The 19,062-nt window shown below is 65.3% G+C and carries 9 protein-coding genes and 1 pseudogene; 5 read left to right on the top strand and 5 right to left on the bottom strand.

Annotated features, from left to right (window positions below):
• Positions 1–6 precede the first annotated feature (6 nt).
• The gene (locus RHA1_RS40745) at positions 7–6,690 is read right to left on the bottom strand and encodes a neuraminidase-like domain-containing protein (protein ID WP_167541006.1); all 6,684 of its coding nucleotides are present in this window, start codon (positions 6,688–6,690) and stop codon (positions 7–9) included.
• A 1,704-nt stretch (positions 6,691–8,394) separates the two neighbouring features.
• On the opposite strand from RHA1_RS40745, the gene RHA1_RS40740 reads away from it, so the two are divergent.
• A complete protein-coding gene (locus tag RHA1_RS40740) occupies positions 8,395–9,339 on the top strand; it encodes a hypothetical protein (RefSeq protein WP_148228504.1) in 945 nt (314 codons plus the stop codon).
• A gap of 334 nt (positions 9,340–9,673) precedes the next feature.
• On the opposite strand, the gene RHA1_RS40735 is transcribed toward RHA1_RS40740, so the two are convergent.
• The 4 genes from RHA1_RS40735 to RHA1_RS40720 form a co-directional block, all read right to left on the bottom strand.
• Entirely contained in the window at positions 9,674–10,933 is a 1,260-nt protein-coding gene (locus RHA1_RS40735; protein ID WP_011599861.1) for a glycoside hydrolase family 183 protein, read from the bottom strand.
• A gap of 13 nt (positions 10,934–10,946) precedes the next feature.
• The gene (locus RHA1_RS40730) at positions 10,947–12,476 is read right to left on the bottom strand and encodes a M15 family metallopeptidase (protein WP_041813348.1); all 1,530 of its coding nucleotides are present in this window, start codon (positions 12,474–12,476) and stop codon (positions 10,947–10,949) included.
• A 682-nt stretch (positions 12,477–13,158) separates the two neighbouring features.
• The gene (locus tag RHA1_RS40725; RefSeq protein WP_011599859.1) at positions 13,159–13,506 is read right to left on the bottom strand and encodes a hypothetical protein; all 348 of its coding nucleotides are present in this window, start codon (positions 13,504–13,506) and stop codon (positions 13,159–13,161) included.
• The gene (locus RHA1_RS40720; RefSeq protein WP_011599858.1) at positions 13,503–13,718 is read right to left on the bottom strand and encodes a hypothetical protein; all 216 of its coding nucleotides are present in this window, start codon (positions 13,716–13,718) and stop codon (positions 13,503–13,505) included. Before RHA1_RS40720 ends, RHA1_RS40725 begins: the two co-directional genes overlap by 4 nt.
• A 655-nt stretch (positions 13,719–14,373) precedes the next feature.
• Here RHA1_RS40720 and RHA1_RS40715 point away from each other — a divergent pair.
• The 4 genes and pseudogenes from RHA1_RS40715 to RHA1_RS45115 all read left to right on the top strand — a co-directional run bounded on the left by RHA1_RS40715 (position 14,374) and on the right by RHA1_RS45115 (position 18,810).
• A complete protein-coding gene (locus RHA1_RS40715) occupies positions 14,374–16,173 on the top strand; it encodes a C39 family peptidase (protein WP_050787638.1) in 1,800 nt (599 codons plus the stop codon).
• Between the two features lie 196 nt (positions 16,174–16,369).
• Positions 16,370–16,642, top strand: a complete 273-nt coding sequence (locus RHA1_RS53865) for a DUF4185 domain-containing protein (RefSeq protein WP_167541005.1) — start codon at positions 16,370–16,372, stop codon at positions 16,640–16,642.
• A 7-nt stretch (positions 16,643–16,649) separates the two neighbouring features.
• A pseudogene (locus tag RHA1_RS40705) lies at positions 16,650–16,958 on the top strand (integrase core domain-containing protein); the annotation flags it as partial.
• Between the two features lie 43 nt (positions 16,959–17,001).
• Positions 17,002–18,810, top strand: coding sequence for a peptidoglycan DD-metalloendopeptidase family protein (locus tag RHA1_RS45115; RefSeq protein WP_011599853.1), 1,809 nt, complete (start codon positions 17,002–17,004; stop codon positions 18,808–18,810).
• Positions 18,811–19,062: the final 252 nt, after the last annotated feature.

Raw genomic sequence — 19,062 nt, 5'->3', positions numbered from 1 at the left:
TGCTCCTTACCGGATCCGGTTGAGTCGCACGATGGCGCCCGCCGGCCCGATGCGCTGACCGTCGTAGAGCACAGGCCTGACCGTCGCCAGTCCGAGGCGAATGAGAGGGTCTGCCGCGAGGAATTGTGTCATCGGGACGGGATCGGTGTATCCGTCGTCCCGGATGCCGTTGCCCCAGAAGATCGGTCGGAGATCTACTTGCGTGACCTTCTTTACGATTAGCGGTGATAAGCCGGAAAGATCTAGAACGAACGGGGTTTGGGTCCAATATTCCTCGACGGTCGTGATCTCCTTCGGCTCGTCGGTCGAGGTGACATAGAACGCGTGCCGTCGATCGGTGAGGAGAAACGGGGCGTTCCAGGGGTCGTCGACCTTGTGTCGGGTAAACACCAGATCGAAGGGGATGTCCGGTCTGAGTACCTGCCGCGCCCAGATGTCGGGCCGCCCCGCTAGACGGGTGTAAGTAAATGACAGCGACAGGTTGGTGCGTCCGGTGCGTGCACCGGCGAAACCGCGGGTGGGCGGGACGACTACGGGGACTGGCGCGAGCGGCGCGTCCTCGCCGAGCTGTACGCTGCTGGAGTTGTACATCAGGAACTCCGCTGAGCCCTGGTTCGAGAGTTTGACCCGCAGCGCCGTGTTCTCTTCGCTGATGTCCATGATCAGCTGCGAGCGGTCGAATGCTCCCGCCCCCGCAGGCGGGAAGGATGCTAGGTCGGTCGGGCGGTCCAGGTCAGAAGTCTTCACCGCCTGCCACTTGCCGTTGTAGTACTCGCTCCAGCACAGCACCGCCTGGACCTTGGTGCGGCCTTTCTGCGCGCTGGTCTTCGCGTCGGCACGGATGTCGGCGAGGCTGAGGGACGTGACGGGGTCCGAGTTCGGGGAGGTGGTCGTGAGCTGGTTGGCGTCGATGGGGGCTTCCTGCAGGATGCGCAGCCAGAACAGCATCAATCGGCCGCGCCACACGTAGGGCACCACCGGGTTGCCCTCGATGTCGAGCTTGATCTGCTCCCACGGAGTCCAGGACCCGTGCTCGAGGCTGCGGTAGTAGTACGTGCGGCGCGCCCCGGCGGTATGTGCGATCACGTGGCTGATCGGAGGCACTGGCGGGGTAGCCTCAGCGTCCTGCTCGATGTGGTGGAGCCCGCACGGCTCCAGCTTCGCCACGTCTTCCAGCTTCGCGAGGTAGTTCAACAGTGCCGTGGTCGCCGACTCCTCGGTGACGTCGGCTTGCAGCAGTTCACTCTCGATTTCCTTGAAGAACGGCGACTTGTCGTCGCGCAGTTCCGGTTCCAACCAATTCTCGGCGAAAAGGAAGACCTTCCGGTTGGCCTCCCACACCCGGTAGCGTTTCATCCACTCCCACCGCCGGGAATCGATGCGGGCAGGCGATACGTCAGGTTCGAGGTTCATCAGACAGCGCTCGATGAACAGTTGCACCGAGGACAGCGCATGCCGGATCCGTGACGTCCGCATGCAGGACTGCATCTCGACGTCCATGAGGAAGTACTCGAAGAGCTTGTCGGCGGTGTCGATGTGCGCTGTGTCCTCGTCGCCGGCCATGTGATGGAGGATGTGGGCCACCAGCGCGTCCCGCTGCGCCTCGCGCATGTTGTCGTTGATGGGCTGGACGATCGAACGCCAGTCCTCGGCGCTGTAGCGGGCACGAAGCGCGATCTGCAGCTCCCGCACCGTGTCGCCGCTGGGTTCGTTGGTGGTCGCGGCAATCAAGGATGTTGCAGCGATGCCGGCCATCCGTGCCAGTGCCAGGGCGTCATATACCCTGCCGAATAGTTCAAAATTCGCCAGATCGTTGACTGTGCGGCCGAAGTGGGCTACCACCACGGCATCGAGGTCCGCGCGGTTCCACCCGGTCATGGCCAACAATGTGCCGTCCGGCCCGGACGCCTCGACCGGATCCTGGAGCACCGCGAGCAGTGCACCGTCGGGGGGCCTGAGCTCCGACCTGATCCTGGCGTAGTCGAGCAGGGCGCGCAGCGGTGCCAGCAGCGCGGCGGCGGTGGCCTCGCTCGGGTCACCGGTGACGGGCAGGGCGTTGAGCCAGCCCTCGCCGTCGATCGCGTATTCCGGTGCGGTGGCGAAGTGGGAAAGCTCGCCTGCGGTCAGGGGAAGCGCGGCGGCGAGTGATGCGGCTTTGAGGAATCGGACGTAGGTCGCGGTGAACGGCTCCGTGATGTCCGGGGGGTAGAGGTAGCGTCCCGGGATCGGTTCGCGGGACCGCTTCGGCGTCTCCCATTTGACGCGCAGGGTGCGGCGAACATTTTCCACTGTCAGGGTGAGGTCGTAGAGTTGTCCGCCCGTGAGCTCCAGCGGGTCGCTGTTGCGCCGGATCTCGCCGTTGCGGGTCAGGTCAAGGTCTCGGCCGTCCAGGGCGAGCCGCACGGTCGCGCCGGCGTCCGTCTCTACCACGATGTTGAAGAATCCGGACTCCGGTGTCTCGAGTTGTCCATCCCAGGTGCCGGACACGGACTCGCCGGGTATCGGGTTGGCCGGCAGCGGGTTCGATCCGTCGACGGAGTAGTCCAGGTCTGCCGCGGTGCCGCTCTGGTCGACCGGCCCGGTGGCGGTGTCGCGGAAGTAGAACTTCACGGCGAGGCCTGGTGTCTGCACCTTCAGCACGTCGTCGAGCGCGGGCCGCTCCGGATGACGTGCGGCGTGCAGGGGGTAGGGTGCGGTCGGCGGGTCGAGGATCGCCTGTGGGAGGGATACGTCGACGTCGGCGCTGAGCCGTTGGATCGTCTGCTGGCGCTTGCGACGCCGGGACAGTTCCGGCCGGAAGGCCGAAAGCAGCGCGGCACGCTTGTCCGCGACGGGCGCCGCGGACCCTACGTATGTCTCGTACAGCGGCTGCAGCTCCGGATGGAGCGCGAAGAAGGAGCCGTGCGCGTCCACGCTGTGGGCGAGCAGCGCGTCGACGGCGGTCGCGAATTCGGCCGGCGCCCCGGCGACCGCCTTCAGCGCGTCGGCGGTGGTGGCGTCGAGCAGCCCGGTGTGCGACAGGCGGTGGCCGAAGTCGTCGTAGGTCAGCCGCGGGTCGGCGGCGGTGATGGCGGACTCCAGGTCCAGTTGGGGATGCGTATACCCGACCTCCACCACGATCGTGCCGTCCAGCAGGGCGAAGAAGGCGCCGGCGGCCTCGTCGCCGTAGACCAGTGTCATCCTAGTTCGGGCAAGGTCGCCGCCCGGATCCTCGGTCACCGCGAACTGTTCGTCGATGGCCGCGAAGTCGCCGCGGAGCGTGCGGGCCAACTCGGCGATCTGGGCGGGGGTGGGCGTAGATCGGCCGCTGAGGTCCTGGTTCCAGATCAGATACAGCGCCGCCTCGGACGGCACCGACCTGTCTCGCAGGGACTGGACTAGCGCGGCTAGCTTCAGTATCGCCGGGCGGGTCGGATCCGGTGCCGCGAACGGGTCGAGGCCGGTCATCGAGATCAGCAGCAGCAGTTCGCGCACACTGATCCGTAGCTTTCGGGCCAGGTAGCCGTGCCGGAACACCTCGCTGACATGTTGCAGGTTCAGCGCTGTGTTCTCGTCGTAGCCGAGCCCCGCGACGATCTGGTCGTACTCGTCGCCGGTGAGCTGGCACGCGGCGCGGACCGACTCCGAGTGCTCAGCCAGTCGGGTGTTAGGGTCGACCAGAAACCGGCCGTACCCGTTGTCTGCGAACGGGTCCCGCTCGGGCGGCGTCGGGTTCCGTTTGAGGAGAGTCGGATCCAGGAAGAGTTGCCGGTACAGCGATGCGGGACCGTCGGTCCCTATCGGCGCCCACAAGGCCAGCAGTGACAGCAGCTCGCGTTGTGGGGTCAGTTTCAGCGCCCGCAGCGTTCTCACGAAAATCCCGAGGCGCGGGAGCAGCACACCAAATCCGGTATCCAGCTTTTCGACGGTGTCGATGTCCTCGGCGCTCATGTACTGCAAGTCGGTGCGATACAGAGCGCAGACAGCGGCGTCGGTCTGCTGGATCGTCCAACCGGTTCGCCGCCACAGCCGGATCAGCCGCAGCAGCCGGGTGAACGCGACCGCGCCCAGACGGGTAGAGGTATCGTCGGGGTCCGTAATCGGCTCCGCTCGGCGCAGTTCAAGGGTGTCGAAGCTCCCCACGGGCGCCTCCCCGGTGGGGTCCACCAGGACCACGAGGCCCATGATGCGGGCATAGGTGCCCGGGTCGCGCACCCATGCCTTGATGTCACCCTCGTACTCGGCGGGATCCGGCGCCAACGAGCCGGTCGGCAGCAACGCGTCGAAGGCCTCGTCGGTGAGCGGGCCGAGCTTGAGTAACTTCAATGTCGTGAACGGCACGCCGAGGCGCTCCAATTTAGGGATGAGATTCAGGTCCGGGTTAACGAACCGGGTCTGCAGCAGGGTGATGAGATCCTCGTAGGTGATCTGCAACCGGCGGGCGAACGCCTTCGCGTTGGACAGTGCGTCGATCACGTCGGCTTCGCTGATCCGGTCCGGGAAACCGTACGCCCGCCACAGCGGCACCGCTTCGGAGTCAGTGAGGATCTCGTATTCCGGGCGGGACATGCCCAGACTTTCCATCAGGATGTCGCGCCAACCGTACCGCTGCGCGCCGCGGTCGAGCTCGTCGCTGACGCGTAGTCGTTCCATCGCCAGCTCCACCGACGTCTCGAACTTGTCGAGATAGAGCCGCGCGTTCTCCAAGGGCTGGTGGAACGGCAGCCCGGTCGGGAACCGCTGGTCGCGCAGAATCGTGTACGCCATGTCATTGACGTATTGCGGGCTGGCCAGCAGGTCCGCCGACTCGGCGCTTCCGGTGTCGTGTCCTTCGAAGTCGCCGAGAGAAAGGGGCGCGTTCTCGTTGGCGATGAAGTACTCAAGCGTCTCGTTGACAACATCGATGTAGGGCAGTGCCTTGTTGGTGTTCTCGCACGTCAGGGGGAGATGGGCAAGGTCCGGTCGCCGCCCGAGGAGCACGTCGTACGGGTTGGGGTCGACCTTCTCGTTGTCGATGAAATTCAGCAGGTCCACCAGGTAGGCGGCGGGGGAAAGCACGGAGCGGCAGTGTTCGCACGCGCAGAAATCCATCTCGCCGAATAGCGTCTCCAGGGTCGGGTACGCGATCACGTCGGTGGCCGGCCTCGGCGCCGCGGCCCCGGGGGGTCCGGGCCGTATGCCTAGATCTAGCCTGGTCCCGGCGCCCGGTTCAGGGGGCAGCGCAGCGAGCGGGACGCCGTTTCGGGCAGTCACGTAGCCGATCACGAGGTTGAGGACCGTGTTGTGCAGCTGCATGGACCGGTCGTGGACTCGGTCGGCCTCGTCCGGGCCGCCTAGGTCGTCGGCGAACGAGGTCCGGAAGGTCTGCTTGTCGTAGCGCACCACGTGGTACGCGGCGTCGATCCCGCGGCGTAGGAGCCCTTCCATGGCTCGGTCACTGGGTGTGATCTGGTAGACGCGTTGCAGTCGCTTAATCTCGCCGACCACTTCCGGCTCTGGCTGAATGTCTTTTCGGGCAAGGTACTGCTCGATCGGCTGCATACCCAACTCGAAGGCGCCCTGCTGTTCGGTCAGGAATTCCCGCACGCGATCGGGGAAGCTGATGGCCAGCTCACCCTTGCCGATCTTGTCGGCGATGGAGGCCGTCGGGTAACTCAGCCGGACCTCCGCGGCAAGGTACTCGCCGTAGTTCTCCCGTTTTTCCTGAGGCGTTGCACCCGGAATTTCGGGCGGTGTAACGACGCTGTCATCGAGCAGTGCCGCCCATTTCTCAGGACGGTAGTAGCCCGCCTTGGCGAGTTCGACCGGGTCGTCGATCCGGTCATGGCTGCCGTCGGCAAGCGCCTTTCGCAGGACGCTGATCAGCGGGGCGTTGTTGAGCGTGAGAAAGCCCAGCTTTCCGTCGATCTGGAGTCGGCTCGCGGTCTCGTCTCCGAACTCGGCGACGACCGAGCGCCAAAAGGCCGGTAGATCGCCGCGGTGCGTGGTGTAGAGGGACGCGAACGCGGATCGACGATCGGTCGGGACGCCGGATGCGGCCAGCATCTCTGTCAGCGTAGAGACGCCGGCCACGGGTTCGCTCGTGAGTAGATGCTCGGCGCTCAGGCGCTGGAACTGCTCGAGAACTGCCGGGATCTGTTCGGCCGCGTCAATGGGAATGACGCCCTGCTCGGCCGCGCGCCTCCAGATCGCACCGACCGCCTTGCCGCCGGATTGGTACACCGCAGCATAGTTGGCTGGCACTCCTGCCCGAAACAGGGCGTAGAAGAACACCGGCGGAATCTCAGCCTTCGTCTCTGCCGCTCGGGCCGCGAACTGGTCGGCGAGGGCGGCCAGCGCGACCGCCCGCGCATCCCATCCGGTCTTATTCGCCAGGTACGTCAGGTCCCGCTGCTCCTCGGATTCCTTGAGATCGCGCAGGTTTGCGTCGTAGTGCGACCGGATCGCGGTGGTCAACGCCTCGTACTCACTGGCAAGCGCGGCCGTCGCCGTGTCCGGAAGCAGCACGTCGATGGTCTCGACCGTCTTGGCGTCGTAGCGGACCTCAGAGGCGGCGAGGAACCGCTCGCCGGAAAAGACCCGCGCCTGCAGGTCTGGCCTGTCCTTGCCGCATCGTTTGAGCGCGGCGACAGGGAAGGATGCCGCGTAGTTGCCGCGCGAGCCGGTCGGAGCGTCGGCAAGGAGCGTATCCCTGTTGACAGATTTGTCCACGATCCTGACAAGCAGGCCGCCCACCGACGGACTTGTGCTGCTCGTGACTCGGCCGGTGACGCGGTACGTCGCGGCCTCGCCGGACGGCGGGAGTTCTGTGTCGACCGACCCGACCCTAGACAGGACAACAAACAGGATGGGCAACAGCCCGACAATTACCGCCCCAACCAGGCCGAGAGTCAGCACGACTTGACCATCGTGACCAAACCAGCGATGCAACAAGATAACGGCCAGGACACACAGCGGAACCAGGAATACACTCCACAAAAGAGCCGTGCGCTGCCGAAGCGTCCTAGAGCGATCCGTCATCCGACTGTCCTTCGCGAGCTGCGCGAAACCACTACATCAAGACTGGTTGGTACCAGTCCCAGTGTCCGCTCGCCTCACCCCAAAGTCACTGGTGATTCGGTGTTCTAACGACCATCTGAATGCCGAGACGGCGTCCAACCCGTGCCGGGTTGAACACCTGGGTGGCCAAGCGGTGATGGTGACGCAGCCGGTGGACTCTGACGTCGCCGATTCCCGCGGTGCTGGACATCCGCCGCGGGGGCTGCAGATGAGGCGCACCAGGGTGTTCGATGGCGGCGCGGACCGCGGACAGGTCCAGTCCTGATCACGCCTCAGCGTGTGTCGGACCGGGTGGACGAAACCCGCATCACCTTGTGTGCCGAAGCCGACGCCTCCGATATGGGTGCCCCTGGTGAGCCACTCGCTGTCCTGCATGTCCTCGGCGATGCTGAACGTCCACCGCTGGCGGGCGTCTATTTCGCTGTCGATCTGCCGTAACAGGCGCCACCCGTCCGGAACGCCGCTTCCCGGTCGGCGTTTGCCCTCCGTTGCGCATCATGCACGGAGCAAAGTAGAAGCCTGAAGCTAAGCATGCGTAAGGTCCCCGATTAGGTCGGCCACCGATGTTGCCGCTGGATGTGGACTGTCCGGGACCGCGGAGGTCGCCAAGTGCGTCGCGGCGTCCTGCCATCGCCATCAGAGGAGCTTCCCCGTTGCCCCGAACCACCGCGCGCCTGGCGTAGCGTCTCTCGGCAGGCACCACCGGTATGATGGTCGCCGGCAACGCGATCGCCCAGACGGCCAACGCCAGCATGCGCCCCGGATGGCCGAACCGATCGAGGGCGCGAGATCAGCGCGGCGCCCTCTCGCTCGGATCACGGGTAGCGCTCGTCATCTCAATTCCTCCGGTGCGAACAACGCGGGCTCGCCGGTGTCGGCGCGCGCCGCGGTCACCGCCGTCGGGTCCCAACCTGCGCCGCGTCGCGCAGCGCTCGCGACCGTTCGGTGCGCTGGCCGCGATCCAGCCCGTAGCGCCGCCAGGCCGCGGCTGTCCACCGCCGCACCCCTTGGCGCCCATGCCCGCCAGGTTCCGCGACTATGTACCGACATCACGTCCTGGGTGCGACCCGGACGCGGATTGGCGAATTATGCTATTCTCCAACGGTTTTCACGACCCCCTTTGAGGAGTGATCGCCTCGACTGTGCAACCGCGAAATTCATTCTCACCCACTTTGCGCAGATCACAGCGTTAGACGGTGAGGAAGGTCGGTGATTCCCGAATGGGAAGCGTTGAGCATTGGATGCGGTCCGAGTTCCAGCCGATGTCGAATCCGTTAACGTTCGTGGCCTGGACAACGCGGTGCCACGCTAGTCTCATCATGTCCGGAACCTGCGGAGGTCGACATGAACTTCGACATGACAGCCAATCGAGTGGTTCTGGTGGCAATTTGTCTGGGCTACTTCGTCATCATTCTGATCACCAACCGCGGACTGATCGCCGCACCGCGCTACCGGCTGCTCAGATCGCAGATCAAGGACCTACGCGACCGTGCCTGCATCATGATCGAGCAGGCCGGGGCAGAGCCACATGCGAGGTCCGCGTACGTGTCGATTCTCATGTCACTCAACAATCTCAAGGGCAGCAAACGGCACCCCGTTCTCGAACGCCTCGGGTGGGTCTTCAACGTGCCGCTCACCAAGCTGGTCGCCGACATCCAGAGACTCAACGCGCTGCAGCGCAGATTGGTGCATCTGGTCCCGGGCGACGAGCTGTCGGCATACGCAGAACCCATCCTCCTGAAACTGTCCGCGCTCGATCAGGACACCGAGCAGAGGCTGCGCACGCTGCTCGGCGACGCGACCACCCCCGCCACCAGGCGCATCATTGAGGGCGCGCACAAACTCGTGCACGAGCGAGAAGAGGAGGGACTGGCCGCCGAGCTGGAGAACACTCGAATCACCCTGTGGCTGGCCATAGTCGGCCTGTGCGGGATCATTGCCGTCGGAATAGCTCTCGGACACGAGCAGACGATGCTACTCGGCGCACTCGGCGGATTCCTCGCACCGGCCGTGACCACACTCACCGGGAAGCGGGCATCCTCGTCCTGGGGCGTGATGGTACTCAGCCCCGTCGGCGGCGCACTGACCGCGGTAGGAGGACTACTACTGGTGCGATTCCTGTCCGACCCACGAATCAACATCCTCGGCAGCGTCTTCCTGGACAACTCGTGGGACGCTCCCTACACCCCGATCGCCCTGGCGCTCGCCCTGCTCTTCGGCTTCTCCGGTCGACTGTTCTCCAGCATGGCGATCTCGGCAACCGCACAGTTCGACGGGACGAACAAGACCGGGGATGCATAGCGCCGAACGATCGACGACGAGGCCCCGATCTTGTCATTCCGTGTTGCCGCGAGGATTTGGGAGCGTCGATCAACCATGACTCTCCTCATGAAATGAGGAAGTAGGACATCTCTCAGGAAGGGTCCAGCGTCCGGATTCGTCAGCAGTGTTACCGATTCAGTCGACACCTTCTACGAAAAAGTTCTCCGCCGTTGCGCAAAATGGGTACGAACAGCGCCCCTGCAGTCGTGGCCGGCGTCCCAGGCCGAACCAGCGGCAACGGGCGGGCACCCGCCGAGTCCGGCAGAGGGCTAGCGGGAGCATTTGTGCCGTGCCACCGACCGCACGGAACGTCTTAGCCCAACACCTGATCGACGTCGATGCCCGCCTTCTCACACAGTGCCCGGAGTAGTTTGTTGTTCTGCTCTGCCAGCGCATGGGTGGACAGGATGTGGCCGAACTGATCGTCCTGGCGGTCGGCGGGCACCGGGCGGCCTTCGAGACCGAGATTGGTGACCTCCTTCCATAAGATCTCGGCGATCGCCTCCCGCAGATCGAGCTTGCGCCCGGATCCGTCGTAGAGGGTGACCGGGTGGTCGTCCCGGAACGCGGCGGCAACTTCGCGTGCACTCATGTGTTCGTCCTCCTCGATCGGTACTGCGGGTTGAACCTGGGCCCGAAATTGCATGGCCCGGTATGGCCATCCGGATTCGGCCCATTCGGACACGATGATGTGAAAGTTGTCGAACGTGCTGTCCGGGTGCACGTATCCGCCGTACAGGCGGGTGACGACGTCGGGGCCACCGTTTCCCGACGGTCCGCGTACCGGCCGGAACGTGGGAGCGGTGTGCCAGTTGTCGGTGATCTGTCCGACGACGCGGATGGTGATGTTGTATTCGGCTTCGTTGAAGTAGCTGAGCACCCAGTTGTTCTGCATCCGGCGCAGACACAGTTCCCCGACCTTGGACCCGACCGGCAGGATCGGGGTGGGCGGATTGCCCCACGCCCAGGCGCCATTGCTGAATCCCCAGGGCTCGTAGAAGTCTCGGTTCAGCAGCTGGTCCTCGGGGCAGCGGAATAGCAGCACGTTCTTGTCACGTTCGAGGCCGCCGGTGGTCATCACGTAGACGAACCCGTCGCCGCCGTGTTCCCAGGTCAGCATCCGGCGATGGCCGCCGAACTCCCATCCTTCCCAGCGGGCCTTGGGTCCACCGTGGGTCCAGGTCTCGCCGTTGTCGTCGGAGTATTGGATCTCGGTCCACCGCGTGTCGGGCAGGCCCCGGACCACGAGGACGTGCAGGTAGATCCGGGTGCCGATCACGATCGCGTCGGTCGGGAGTACGGTGCTGAATTCCGGGTTGTTGTGCGGGTAGTCCCAGAGCTGTTTCGCAGTGCTGCCCCCGGCGGCGCGGTGAAACCGTACCCCGTCATCGAGGTCGTGGGTGTGACTGTAGAGCAGTACCGGGCTGCGCCAGCCGGGGCCACCGACCCGGTTCTCGGCGAAGGTGTCACCGAAGAAGAAACCGATCTCGCCGGTGGGCATTCGCACCGGGATGCCCAGGTCGGTCCCGCCCACACCGAACTGCGGCACCGGAGTGAGATCCCTGATCTTCATGACCGCACCAGTGTCATCGGCCGAGAACCTCCCCGGCGATGTAGTCCCACAGCGCCGCGTCGTCGACCGGGAACGGTTCCGGAACCGGAGGCGGGGGCGGGGGCGGGGGGCTTTGGCCCAGGCCGAGCATTGCGTCGAGTTCGTCGGTACTCAGGTGGGTGTAGTTGAGGTCGCAGCGACCGAACGGTGGGCACGGGCCGTTGTCGGTGTACTGGTGCGCGAAATAGCCGTCCGGCTTGATTTTCGGCGAGCCGGGCTCCCGGCCGTAGCTGGGAGTCACCAATCGCAGACCTGGTGGGCGGGTGCGCCACAGGTCCGCGTTCGAGACCGGGTTCCAGTAGCCGATCACCCGCCGCTCGCCGAGCCATTCGCGGGCGCGCCGGATCTCGTCGTTGACCTCCGCCGACTGGTCCCCGGTGATCGTCCCGGCTGCGTCCTCGACGTCGGCCATGACGACCATCCGCGGATGCGGCCCGCCCTGCTCGGTGACCATCTGCATCAGCAAGTCGATGTTCGCCTGACCGGGCCGGAAGAACCAGTACACGATGAAAAACCGCAGCCGGCCGTCGTCACAGGCACGCACCGCCCAGTCGTGGTTCGCCGCGAACTTCGTGTCCCGCATGTTCCCGCTGTTGGACCGGAAACAGAAAATGTCGTACGGGTACGCGTCGGTGACCGGGGTGATCTGATGCTGCGACACATCCGCCCAGGTCTTGCCGCGCACCACGGGCGGCGGCGGTGGGGTGACCGGTCCGCCGAGGTCAGGGCGTTGCCCGTGGCGGATCACGACATTCCATTCGCCCTCGAACACATAGCCGGTCACCGGCCATCCGTTCGCGATCTGCAGCGCCGTCGCCGCGCGGGCGGTGTCGGTGTCCCAGATTCCGGTTTCCGGTATGCCGCAGGTCTTCTGCCAGCGCCTGAGGCCGTCCTTCCAGGATTGCGGGTCCGTGGGGAACAGGCCGCTGATCGACTCGGCGGGTCCGTCGAGCGGACCGTAGTAGTACCCCGCCGGGAGGGGGAACGCGTCCGGATCGGGTGGCCCGTACACCCAGAGGTAGCCGTTGTCGAGCCGGGTGGCGAAGGCGTCCAGGCGGGTGTCACCCTCGGGGAGGTTGATCTGGGTGTGCATCGGGTCCTTGGTGGCCCAGTCCTCACCCCAAAACACCGTGCCCTCGAACTCGGTGAGCATCTGGCGGACCGCGACGATCTTGTCGGCCGGCATGTTCACCGACGCCCGCACCTTCCACGGCAACCGGGTGGCATTGAGATCCACGGCCGTCCCGCTCAGATGGTTGCTGTTGGCAATATCGTTGTCCCAGCTGAACCCCCAGTAGTCGCGGGGCCGGTAGCTGTCGATCCGCCAGATCCGCCGATGCCAGACCGCGGCCCAGGCAACCAGGATCGTCGCCGCCGCGCCCCGGCGCACCTCCGGACGCACGTTGTCCGTGCCGGGCACCAGCGGCTTGACGATTTCGCCGGTATCGCAGATGCGCCAGCCGTTCTCGGAGACTGTGTTCCCCTTGTAGGTGCGAAACCCCATCGCGCTCACCTCGTTTCTGTCGCACCACCACGATCGGGTGGCTGCCGATCCTGCAGCGGCGGATGGTCGTCGCATCGTGCACCCCGGACGATAGGACCACGTACCGACACCAACACGCACCCGCACGAGTCGACCGCACTTCAGTGTGCCGCCCGGCGCGGCAAAATATCGCAAGTAGCGCCCTACTCGTTTCTGCGGAACACCCTGGTCGAGCGACCAGTTGTCCACGGGCACGAGGAAATCCGTGGGCGGCCATGACCTGGTCTGATCTGCGGACATCACAGTTCCGGTGACGGCACGCTCTGAGTAGAGCCCGGTGGTGGTATTAGCGGAGTCGTACATCGCCGCTCCAGCGTCCAGGTGCCAGCCGCGTCGATCACAGTAGGCGACGACCAGCAGAGGGATGCACCAGGGCACGGCCGTTGTCGGCTGATGCACAGGGCAGGGACGGGTCACCGTCCGGCAGGGACGCCCGCGGGGTGCGGCCGTTGATTGCTGCCGCTCCCCCGGGAACACGTTCCCAGCAGTGCACGCCACGGAGCCATGCGGCTCGGGAACGTTCCGACTGCCGTCGTTCCATCATTTCCGTCGGTCGTCACCGCAGGGACCGGCCGCTACCGACACTTCCGCGCAAGGGCGCTGATGGCCGGTAGTCCCGCGATGGTGGCGGGTCCGCGGTGCCCTACGACGGAGGGTTTCGTGAGGAGAAGTAGTAGCCGATGGCGCTGCCGGTCAGGCCCACCATCGCGGTGAAGACGACCTGAAACGGACTGCTGGCGCGGTCCCACTTGTCGGCGCCGGCCCACAGCGGCACCAGCAGGTAGATCAGGCCGACCAGGAACGTCGCGATAGAGAGGCCGATCGCCAGGGCCTTGCGGGTGTCCTCCTGGCGTTCGTCGAGGCGGCGGATGGTGACCTCGGGCTGTGCGGTCACCTGGGGGTCGCTGCTGCCGACGTTGACCTCGTCCACGGTCGCGTCGTCCAGGGCGGTGTCCTCTCCCCGCGTGTTGCGCCGTCCCGGTTCGGTCACTTGAAGACGACCTCCCGTTTGGTGCCGTCGGGCTCCTCGATGAAGACCTTGGCGCCCTTGGAGGCGGCCTCGTCGATGTAGGCGGTGGTGCGGATGGCCCGGACCAGGGCACTGGTCTTGGTCGAGGCGTGCCGCTTGGCGATCTCGTCGAGCGTCTTGATGTCGTCGTTGGGCAGGTTCGCGGTGACCTTGGAGACGTCGTCCTTGCTCATGATGCCCTCCTGAAGGTGTGAGCTGACCTGCCCAGCCTACCCCAAAAGCCGTACTCAGTACGGCTCAGATACGCATCGCTCGGGATATGTCTGGGCATCGGTCCGAAGAACGTTCCACTCCCCGGGTGTGGACGACCACCGCGAGGTGGCCGCCCATGTCCGCAGGGCCGGGATCGGCGCGTGCACCCAATGTTTCGCACGCATACGCCCATACCGGACCTCCCGGCCATCGGAGTGCTACCCGGACGCGTCATCGCGCGGTCGACCACCCCAGCAATGAGGAACCTCGGATGGAACGAGGTGGCATTTCCGGGCAAGCACCTCCTACCACCCATCCCCTCCCCGGCCACCGACTGCCACGATGACGATAAGGACGCTGCCCAGCAGCGCAGGGCGCAGCGATGCCCGGCAGACGGCCGGGCAGCGCCTTTCCCTTTTCTAACCCTAACGATCCGTGACATCCGAGATCCCGCGAGAGAACAATTTAAACAGACCAGTCTTTACGTACGACGCCGAAACGGTGCCGGAGGTGCAGCGATGCGGGCGACGGACCTCATCCATCACGGCACAGGACTGCGATTTCACGGGCGCCTCGGTGCCCCCTGACGATTGTCACCTCGAGCGGCGGCCGGTACGCCGGACCGGGAGCACAATGATGGACCTGCAGACACTTTCCACCGCCATGGGCAACCTGCCGACGACTGAATACGAAAGATTTGTCGGGCCGCTCAACGAGGCACTGTTCGCAGCCGAATGCACAACCGTCAACCGGGTGGCGATGTGGTGCGCTCAGGTCGGTCACGAGTCCGGCGGGCTGCGATACATGGAGGAGATCGCCGACGGCAGCGCCTACGAGGGGCGCCTGGATCTCGGGAACACCCAACCCGGCGACGGACGCCGGTTCAAGGGCCGTGGACCCATCCAGCTCACCGGCAGGGAAAACTACCGGCGGTTCAGCGTGTGGGCGCACAGCAAGGGCCTCGTCCCGACCGAGGATCACTTCCTGACCGCACCCGCACTCGTCTCCGACCCGAAGTGGGGATTCCTGGCGGCCTCCTACTACTGGACGGTGGCCCGACCCAAGCTCAACGAGCTCTCCGACGCCAGCGACATCGAGGGCGCCACCAAGGCGGTCAACGGCGGCCTCAACGGCCTGCCCGACCGCACCAACCGCTGGAATCGTTGCCGCGCCCTCGGGGCGGCCCTGCTGCCCACCACCATCGAGAGGAAACCGGCCGTGGAGAAAGTTCTCGACTATCCGCGCATCCACATCAAGCAGGACACCTTCTTCAACTGCGGTCCCGCGTCCACCCAGACGGTGATCATCGCCCGCACCGGGGGCTTGATTCTGGAGAGCGATCTGGGACATCAGATGGGCACCGACCAGGGCGGAACGGACCATATCGGCCTGGTCGCGCCGGTTCTCAACAAGTACGTATCCGGGGCGGACTACCGGGTGGTACAGATGCCGAACGACCCGCCGACGAAAAAGCAAGCCCAGAAACTGTGGGACGACGTCGTGCGCAGCATCGACAACGGCTACGGCGTGGTGGCCAACATCGTCGCCCCACCCAGCAACTACCCCCGCGGTGTTCGCGGATCCGTGAGCCCCCAGTATGCCGGCGGGACCGTCTTCCACTACATCGCGATCATGGGATACGCCGACGACAACGGTGCCCGCGCGTTCTGGGTCGCCGACTCGGGATTCGTACCGTACGGCTATTGGTGCTCGTTCGAGCAGATGGCCAGTTTGATTCCGCCGAAAGGCTACACGACCGCAACTGGGGGGCACCTGATCGTGCGGGTCGGTGAGATCTGGGCGCAGTTGGTCGGCATCAACGGCAAAGGCTGGCCACAACTGGGCGGACGCACCCTCGTCGACGCCGTCGCCACCCTAGGCCAGGACATGGGCATCGCCGGGTTCGGGCCACCCGCCGGACATACCGATATCCCACAACGCGCCACCGTCGACGACTGCGTCCTCGACATCTGGACCCAACTGATCGGCATCAACGGCAAAGGCTGGCCACAACTGGCAGGACGCACCCTCGTCGACGCCGTCGCCACCCTAGGCCAGGCGATGGGCATCGCCGCGTTCGTACCACCCGCGGAGCACACCGGGGTCCCCGAAACGAGTACCACAGCGAATCGTGTCCTCGACATCTGGATTCAGTTGTTGGGCATCAACGGCAAGGGCTGGCCGCAACTGGGCGGGCGCACCCTCGTCGACGCCGTCGCCACCCTCGGCCAGGAGATGGGTCTCGTCGCGTTCGTGCCACCCGCCGGACATACGAATGTGCCGCAACCGAGTACCACCGACAGCCGTGTCCTCGACATCTGGATTCAGTTGCTGGGCTTCGACGGAAAAGGGTGGCCACAACTGAACCGGCGCACACCTGTCGACGGGATCGCCACCATCGGCCAGGCCCGGGGTATCCCCGGTTTCACCTCGTAGGAAAGGGGGTTTCGGGCCGTACCGAGACCATTCGGCCCCGAACATCTGACCATCTGTGCCGCTCGCCCTGCTGCGACATCTGAAGTCGGTGGCGGAGCAGGTTGTGCGTGCCGTTGAGACGCGCGACACCCGTGCAGCACACCGGGCGGCGGGTCTCGGGATGGCTGAAATGAGCGCGCCGAGGGCAGGAGGCGGAATGTCGTTCGTCAAGTCCTTGAATCCGCTGGCGCAGTTCGATATCGGCGGCACCGACCTGGGCATTCCGTTTCGGATGCCGAACGGTCAGATCGGGTTCGTCCTCGGTGACACGTTCGCCGGGACACAACCCCAGGTGGGTGGGCCGAATTGGCGTCGTATCGGAGGACGTCCCGGTGACCGCATCACCGCACGCCCCGTCAACGCTGCCGCCCACCCGGGTGGTCGTCCCATCCCGCACCTCCGTTATCGAGGTGTTGCTTCCACCGGTTGAGCCTGGTCAATACACGTCTCTGGCCTTCACTGAGGCATTGGTCGAATCCGGGATCGCCGGATCCATCGGAAGTGTCGGGGACGCCCTCGACAACGCGCTGATGGAATCGACCATAGGGCTCTACAAGACCGAACTCATCGACCGGGAGTGGGCATGGACCGGACGGGCAGAGGTGGAGCGGGAGACAGCCGAGTGGGTCCGCTGGTTCAACGCGGACCGATTGCATTCGTCGATCGACTACTTCTCACCGATCGAGCATGAGACGCGCTACCGTAAACAGCGCCCCATCGCCGCCTCGATCCCCGAGGTGTCCTGAACGAGGTCTCTACTTCGTCCAGCACGGTTCAGACCGCACCAAGTTGGGTGAGATCTGCCTGCGCCGGATCCAGGGCAACCTGGTGTTCTCCGGGTTCGATGCCGGCACCTACAACGCCTTTGTGAAGGTCGCGGCGAAGCCAACCCACAATTGGCACACCGCGAAAACCTATCGACCGGTGAAGGGCTCGTTCTTCGGTCCGGGTGGTCCCGATGTCGTCGATCGGCTCTACGGCTGCTACATCCACCCCGACAGCCGATTCGACCGTCCTGGCGGCTTCGCCATGATCGTCAGCCAATGGGCGTCGGACGGCAACCCCTACCGGGCGATGCAATACCGCATCTCCGGCATCACACCGGTGACGCCGGTGACCACCACCCTGTCCGGGGAGATGACTCCGGCGGTCACGACCCTGACCGACCACCCCACCGCTGAAGGGACACCTGCAATGGCTTTCCCGTTTGTGCCCGTCGCTGGCGGCAACAACATCATCTCCTCCGGTTTCCGCACCCCGGGGCGGCCCGATCACAACGGCATCGACTTCGCCGCACCCCAGGGCGAGCCGATCTACGCCGTCGAGGACGGGGTGGTCGTCCGCTCCGGCCCGGCCTCCGGCTTCGGGAACTGGATCGTCCTCGACCACCAGGCCACCCTCCACGTCGACACCGTCTACGGGCACATGCGCGCGGCGGACCTGCTCGTATCGCAGGGCATGTTCGTCCGCGCCGGCCAGCAGATCGCCCGGGTCGGCAACGAGGGCGACTCCACCGGCCCGCACCTGCACTTCGAGGTCTGGAACTCGCCCGGCCGCTTCGGGGGTGCCGCGATCGACCCGAAACCGCTCCTCGTCGGCTCCGCCAACCCACCCACCGGCACCATCGACCCGATTGCGGGGACCTTCTACGGGGTCGACATCTCCAACCACCAAGGGAACTTCGACATCGCCGCCACCAAACGCGAAGGATTTTCCTTCATGGCGGCCAAGTGCACCGAGGGCGACTTCTTCAAAGACTCCTTCTGGCCCCGCAACCGCGACCTGATGCAACAGCACTTCCCCGGCATGTTCTGCGGCTACCACTTCGCCCGCAACGGTGACCCGATCACCGCACAGGTCGCCAACCTCAAAGCGCACCTCGGCGACCCGAACATCCCGGTCATGCTCGACTACGAAGATCCCAACACCCCCGGTAGCGGCGCCAACATGCGCCAGCTTGTCGATGCCATCAACGCCGCCGGCATGCGGGTGTGCGCGATCTACCTGCCCCGCTGGTACTGGCAAGGCCACATGGGCGCCCCACCCCTGAACGATCTCCCCCCGCTGTGGAACTCGCACTACGTCACCGCCTCCGGGTTCGCCTCCGTCATCTACCCCGGGAAAGGATTCGCCGGCTGGAAGGACTACACCCCCGGCGCCCCGGTCGAGATTCTGCAGTTCTCCGACAAGGGCCGGGTCGCCGGGAAACTGGTCGATGTCAACGCCTACGAGGGCACCCCGGACGAGCTGCGAACACTGTTCGGCGGCGCCCCCGGCAAACTCAGCGTCGACGACTGCGTCCTGGACTTCTGGCTGCAACTGCTCGGCCCCACCGGGGCCGGCTGGCCACAACTGAACAACCGCTCCGTCGTCGACGCACTCGCCGAGATCGGCATGCACCACGGCGTTCCCGGGATGACACCCCCACCAGCCGGCGCCGCGGCCGCCCCACTCCCCGCCACCACCGTCGACCGGGCCCGCGACGTATTCGATCAAATCCGAGGACCCGACGGCACAGGCTGGAATCAACTCGGGAACCGCTCACTCGTCGACGCCATCGCCGCCATCGGCCACCAACTCGGGGTACCCGGGTACTGAACGGAAGGACCTCGAAAACAGTCCGAAGCCGTCTGCATATGCAGCGACGCGATCATCTGCATCCTCGGTGACAGGCAACACGCACGTCGACCAGATCCTATTCCGCTCGTACGCCTGCCTTCACGGAGGCAACCATCCTCGAGCGACCCGCGCTGGGAAAGTTCGTTAATTGTGTGCGGAGCAGACGAACTGACTGGCGATGGCAGATTGAGATACCTGCCCACATCAAACCAGGGACGTGTCATAACACAC

Origin of the sequence: Rhodococcus jostii RHA1, assembly GCF_000014565.1 — a bacterium.
Lineage (GTDB): Bacteria > Actinomycetota > Actinomycetes > Mycobacteriales > Mycobacteriaceae > Rhodococcus_F > Rhodococcus_F jostii_A.
This window is presented reverse-complemented; position numbering and strand designations above follow the sequence as displayed.

Excerpts from the sequence above, each read along its gene's own strand:
- RHA1_RS40740 (WP_148228504.1), top strand. The coding sequence starts at position 8,395 with ATGACAGCCAATCGAGTGGTTCTGGTGGCAATTTGTCTGGGCTACTTC.
- RHA1_RS40735 (WP_011599861.1), bottom strand. The coding sequence starts at position 10,933 with ATGAAGATCAGGGATCTCACTCCGGTGCCGCAGTTCGGTGTGGGCGGG.
- RHA1_RS40730 (WP_041813348.1), bottom strand. The coding sequence starts at position 12,476 with ATGGGGTTTCGCACCTACAAGGGGAACACAGTCTCCGAGAACGGCTGG.
- RHA1_RS40720 (WP_011599858.1), bottom strand. The coding sequence starts at position 13,718 with ATGAGCAAGGACGACGTCTCCAAGGTCACCGCGAACCTGCCCAACGAC.
- RHA1_RS40715 (WP_050787638.1), top strand. The coding sequence starts at position 14,374 with ATGGACCTGCAGACACTTTCCACCGCCATGGGCAACCTGCCGACGACT.
- RHA1_RS53865 (WP_167541005.1), top strand. The coding sequence starts at position 16,370 with ATGTCGTTCGTCAAGTCCTTGAATCCGCTGGCGCAGTTCGATATCGGC.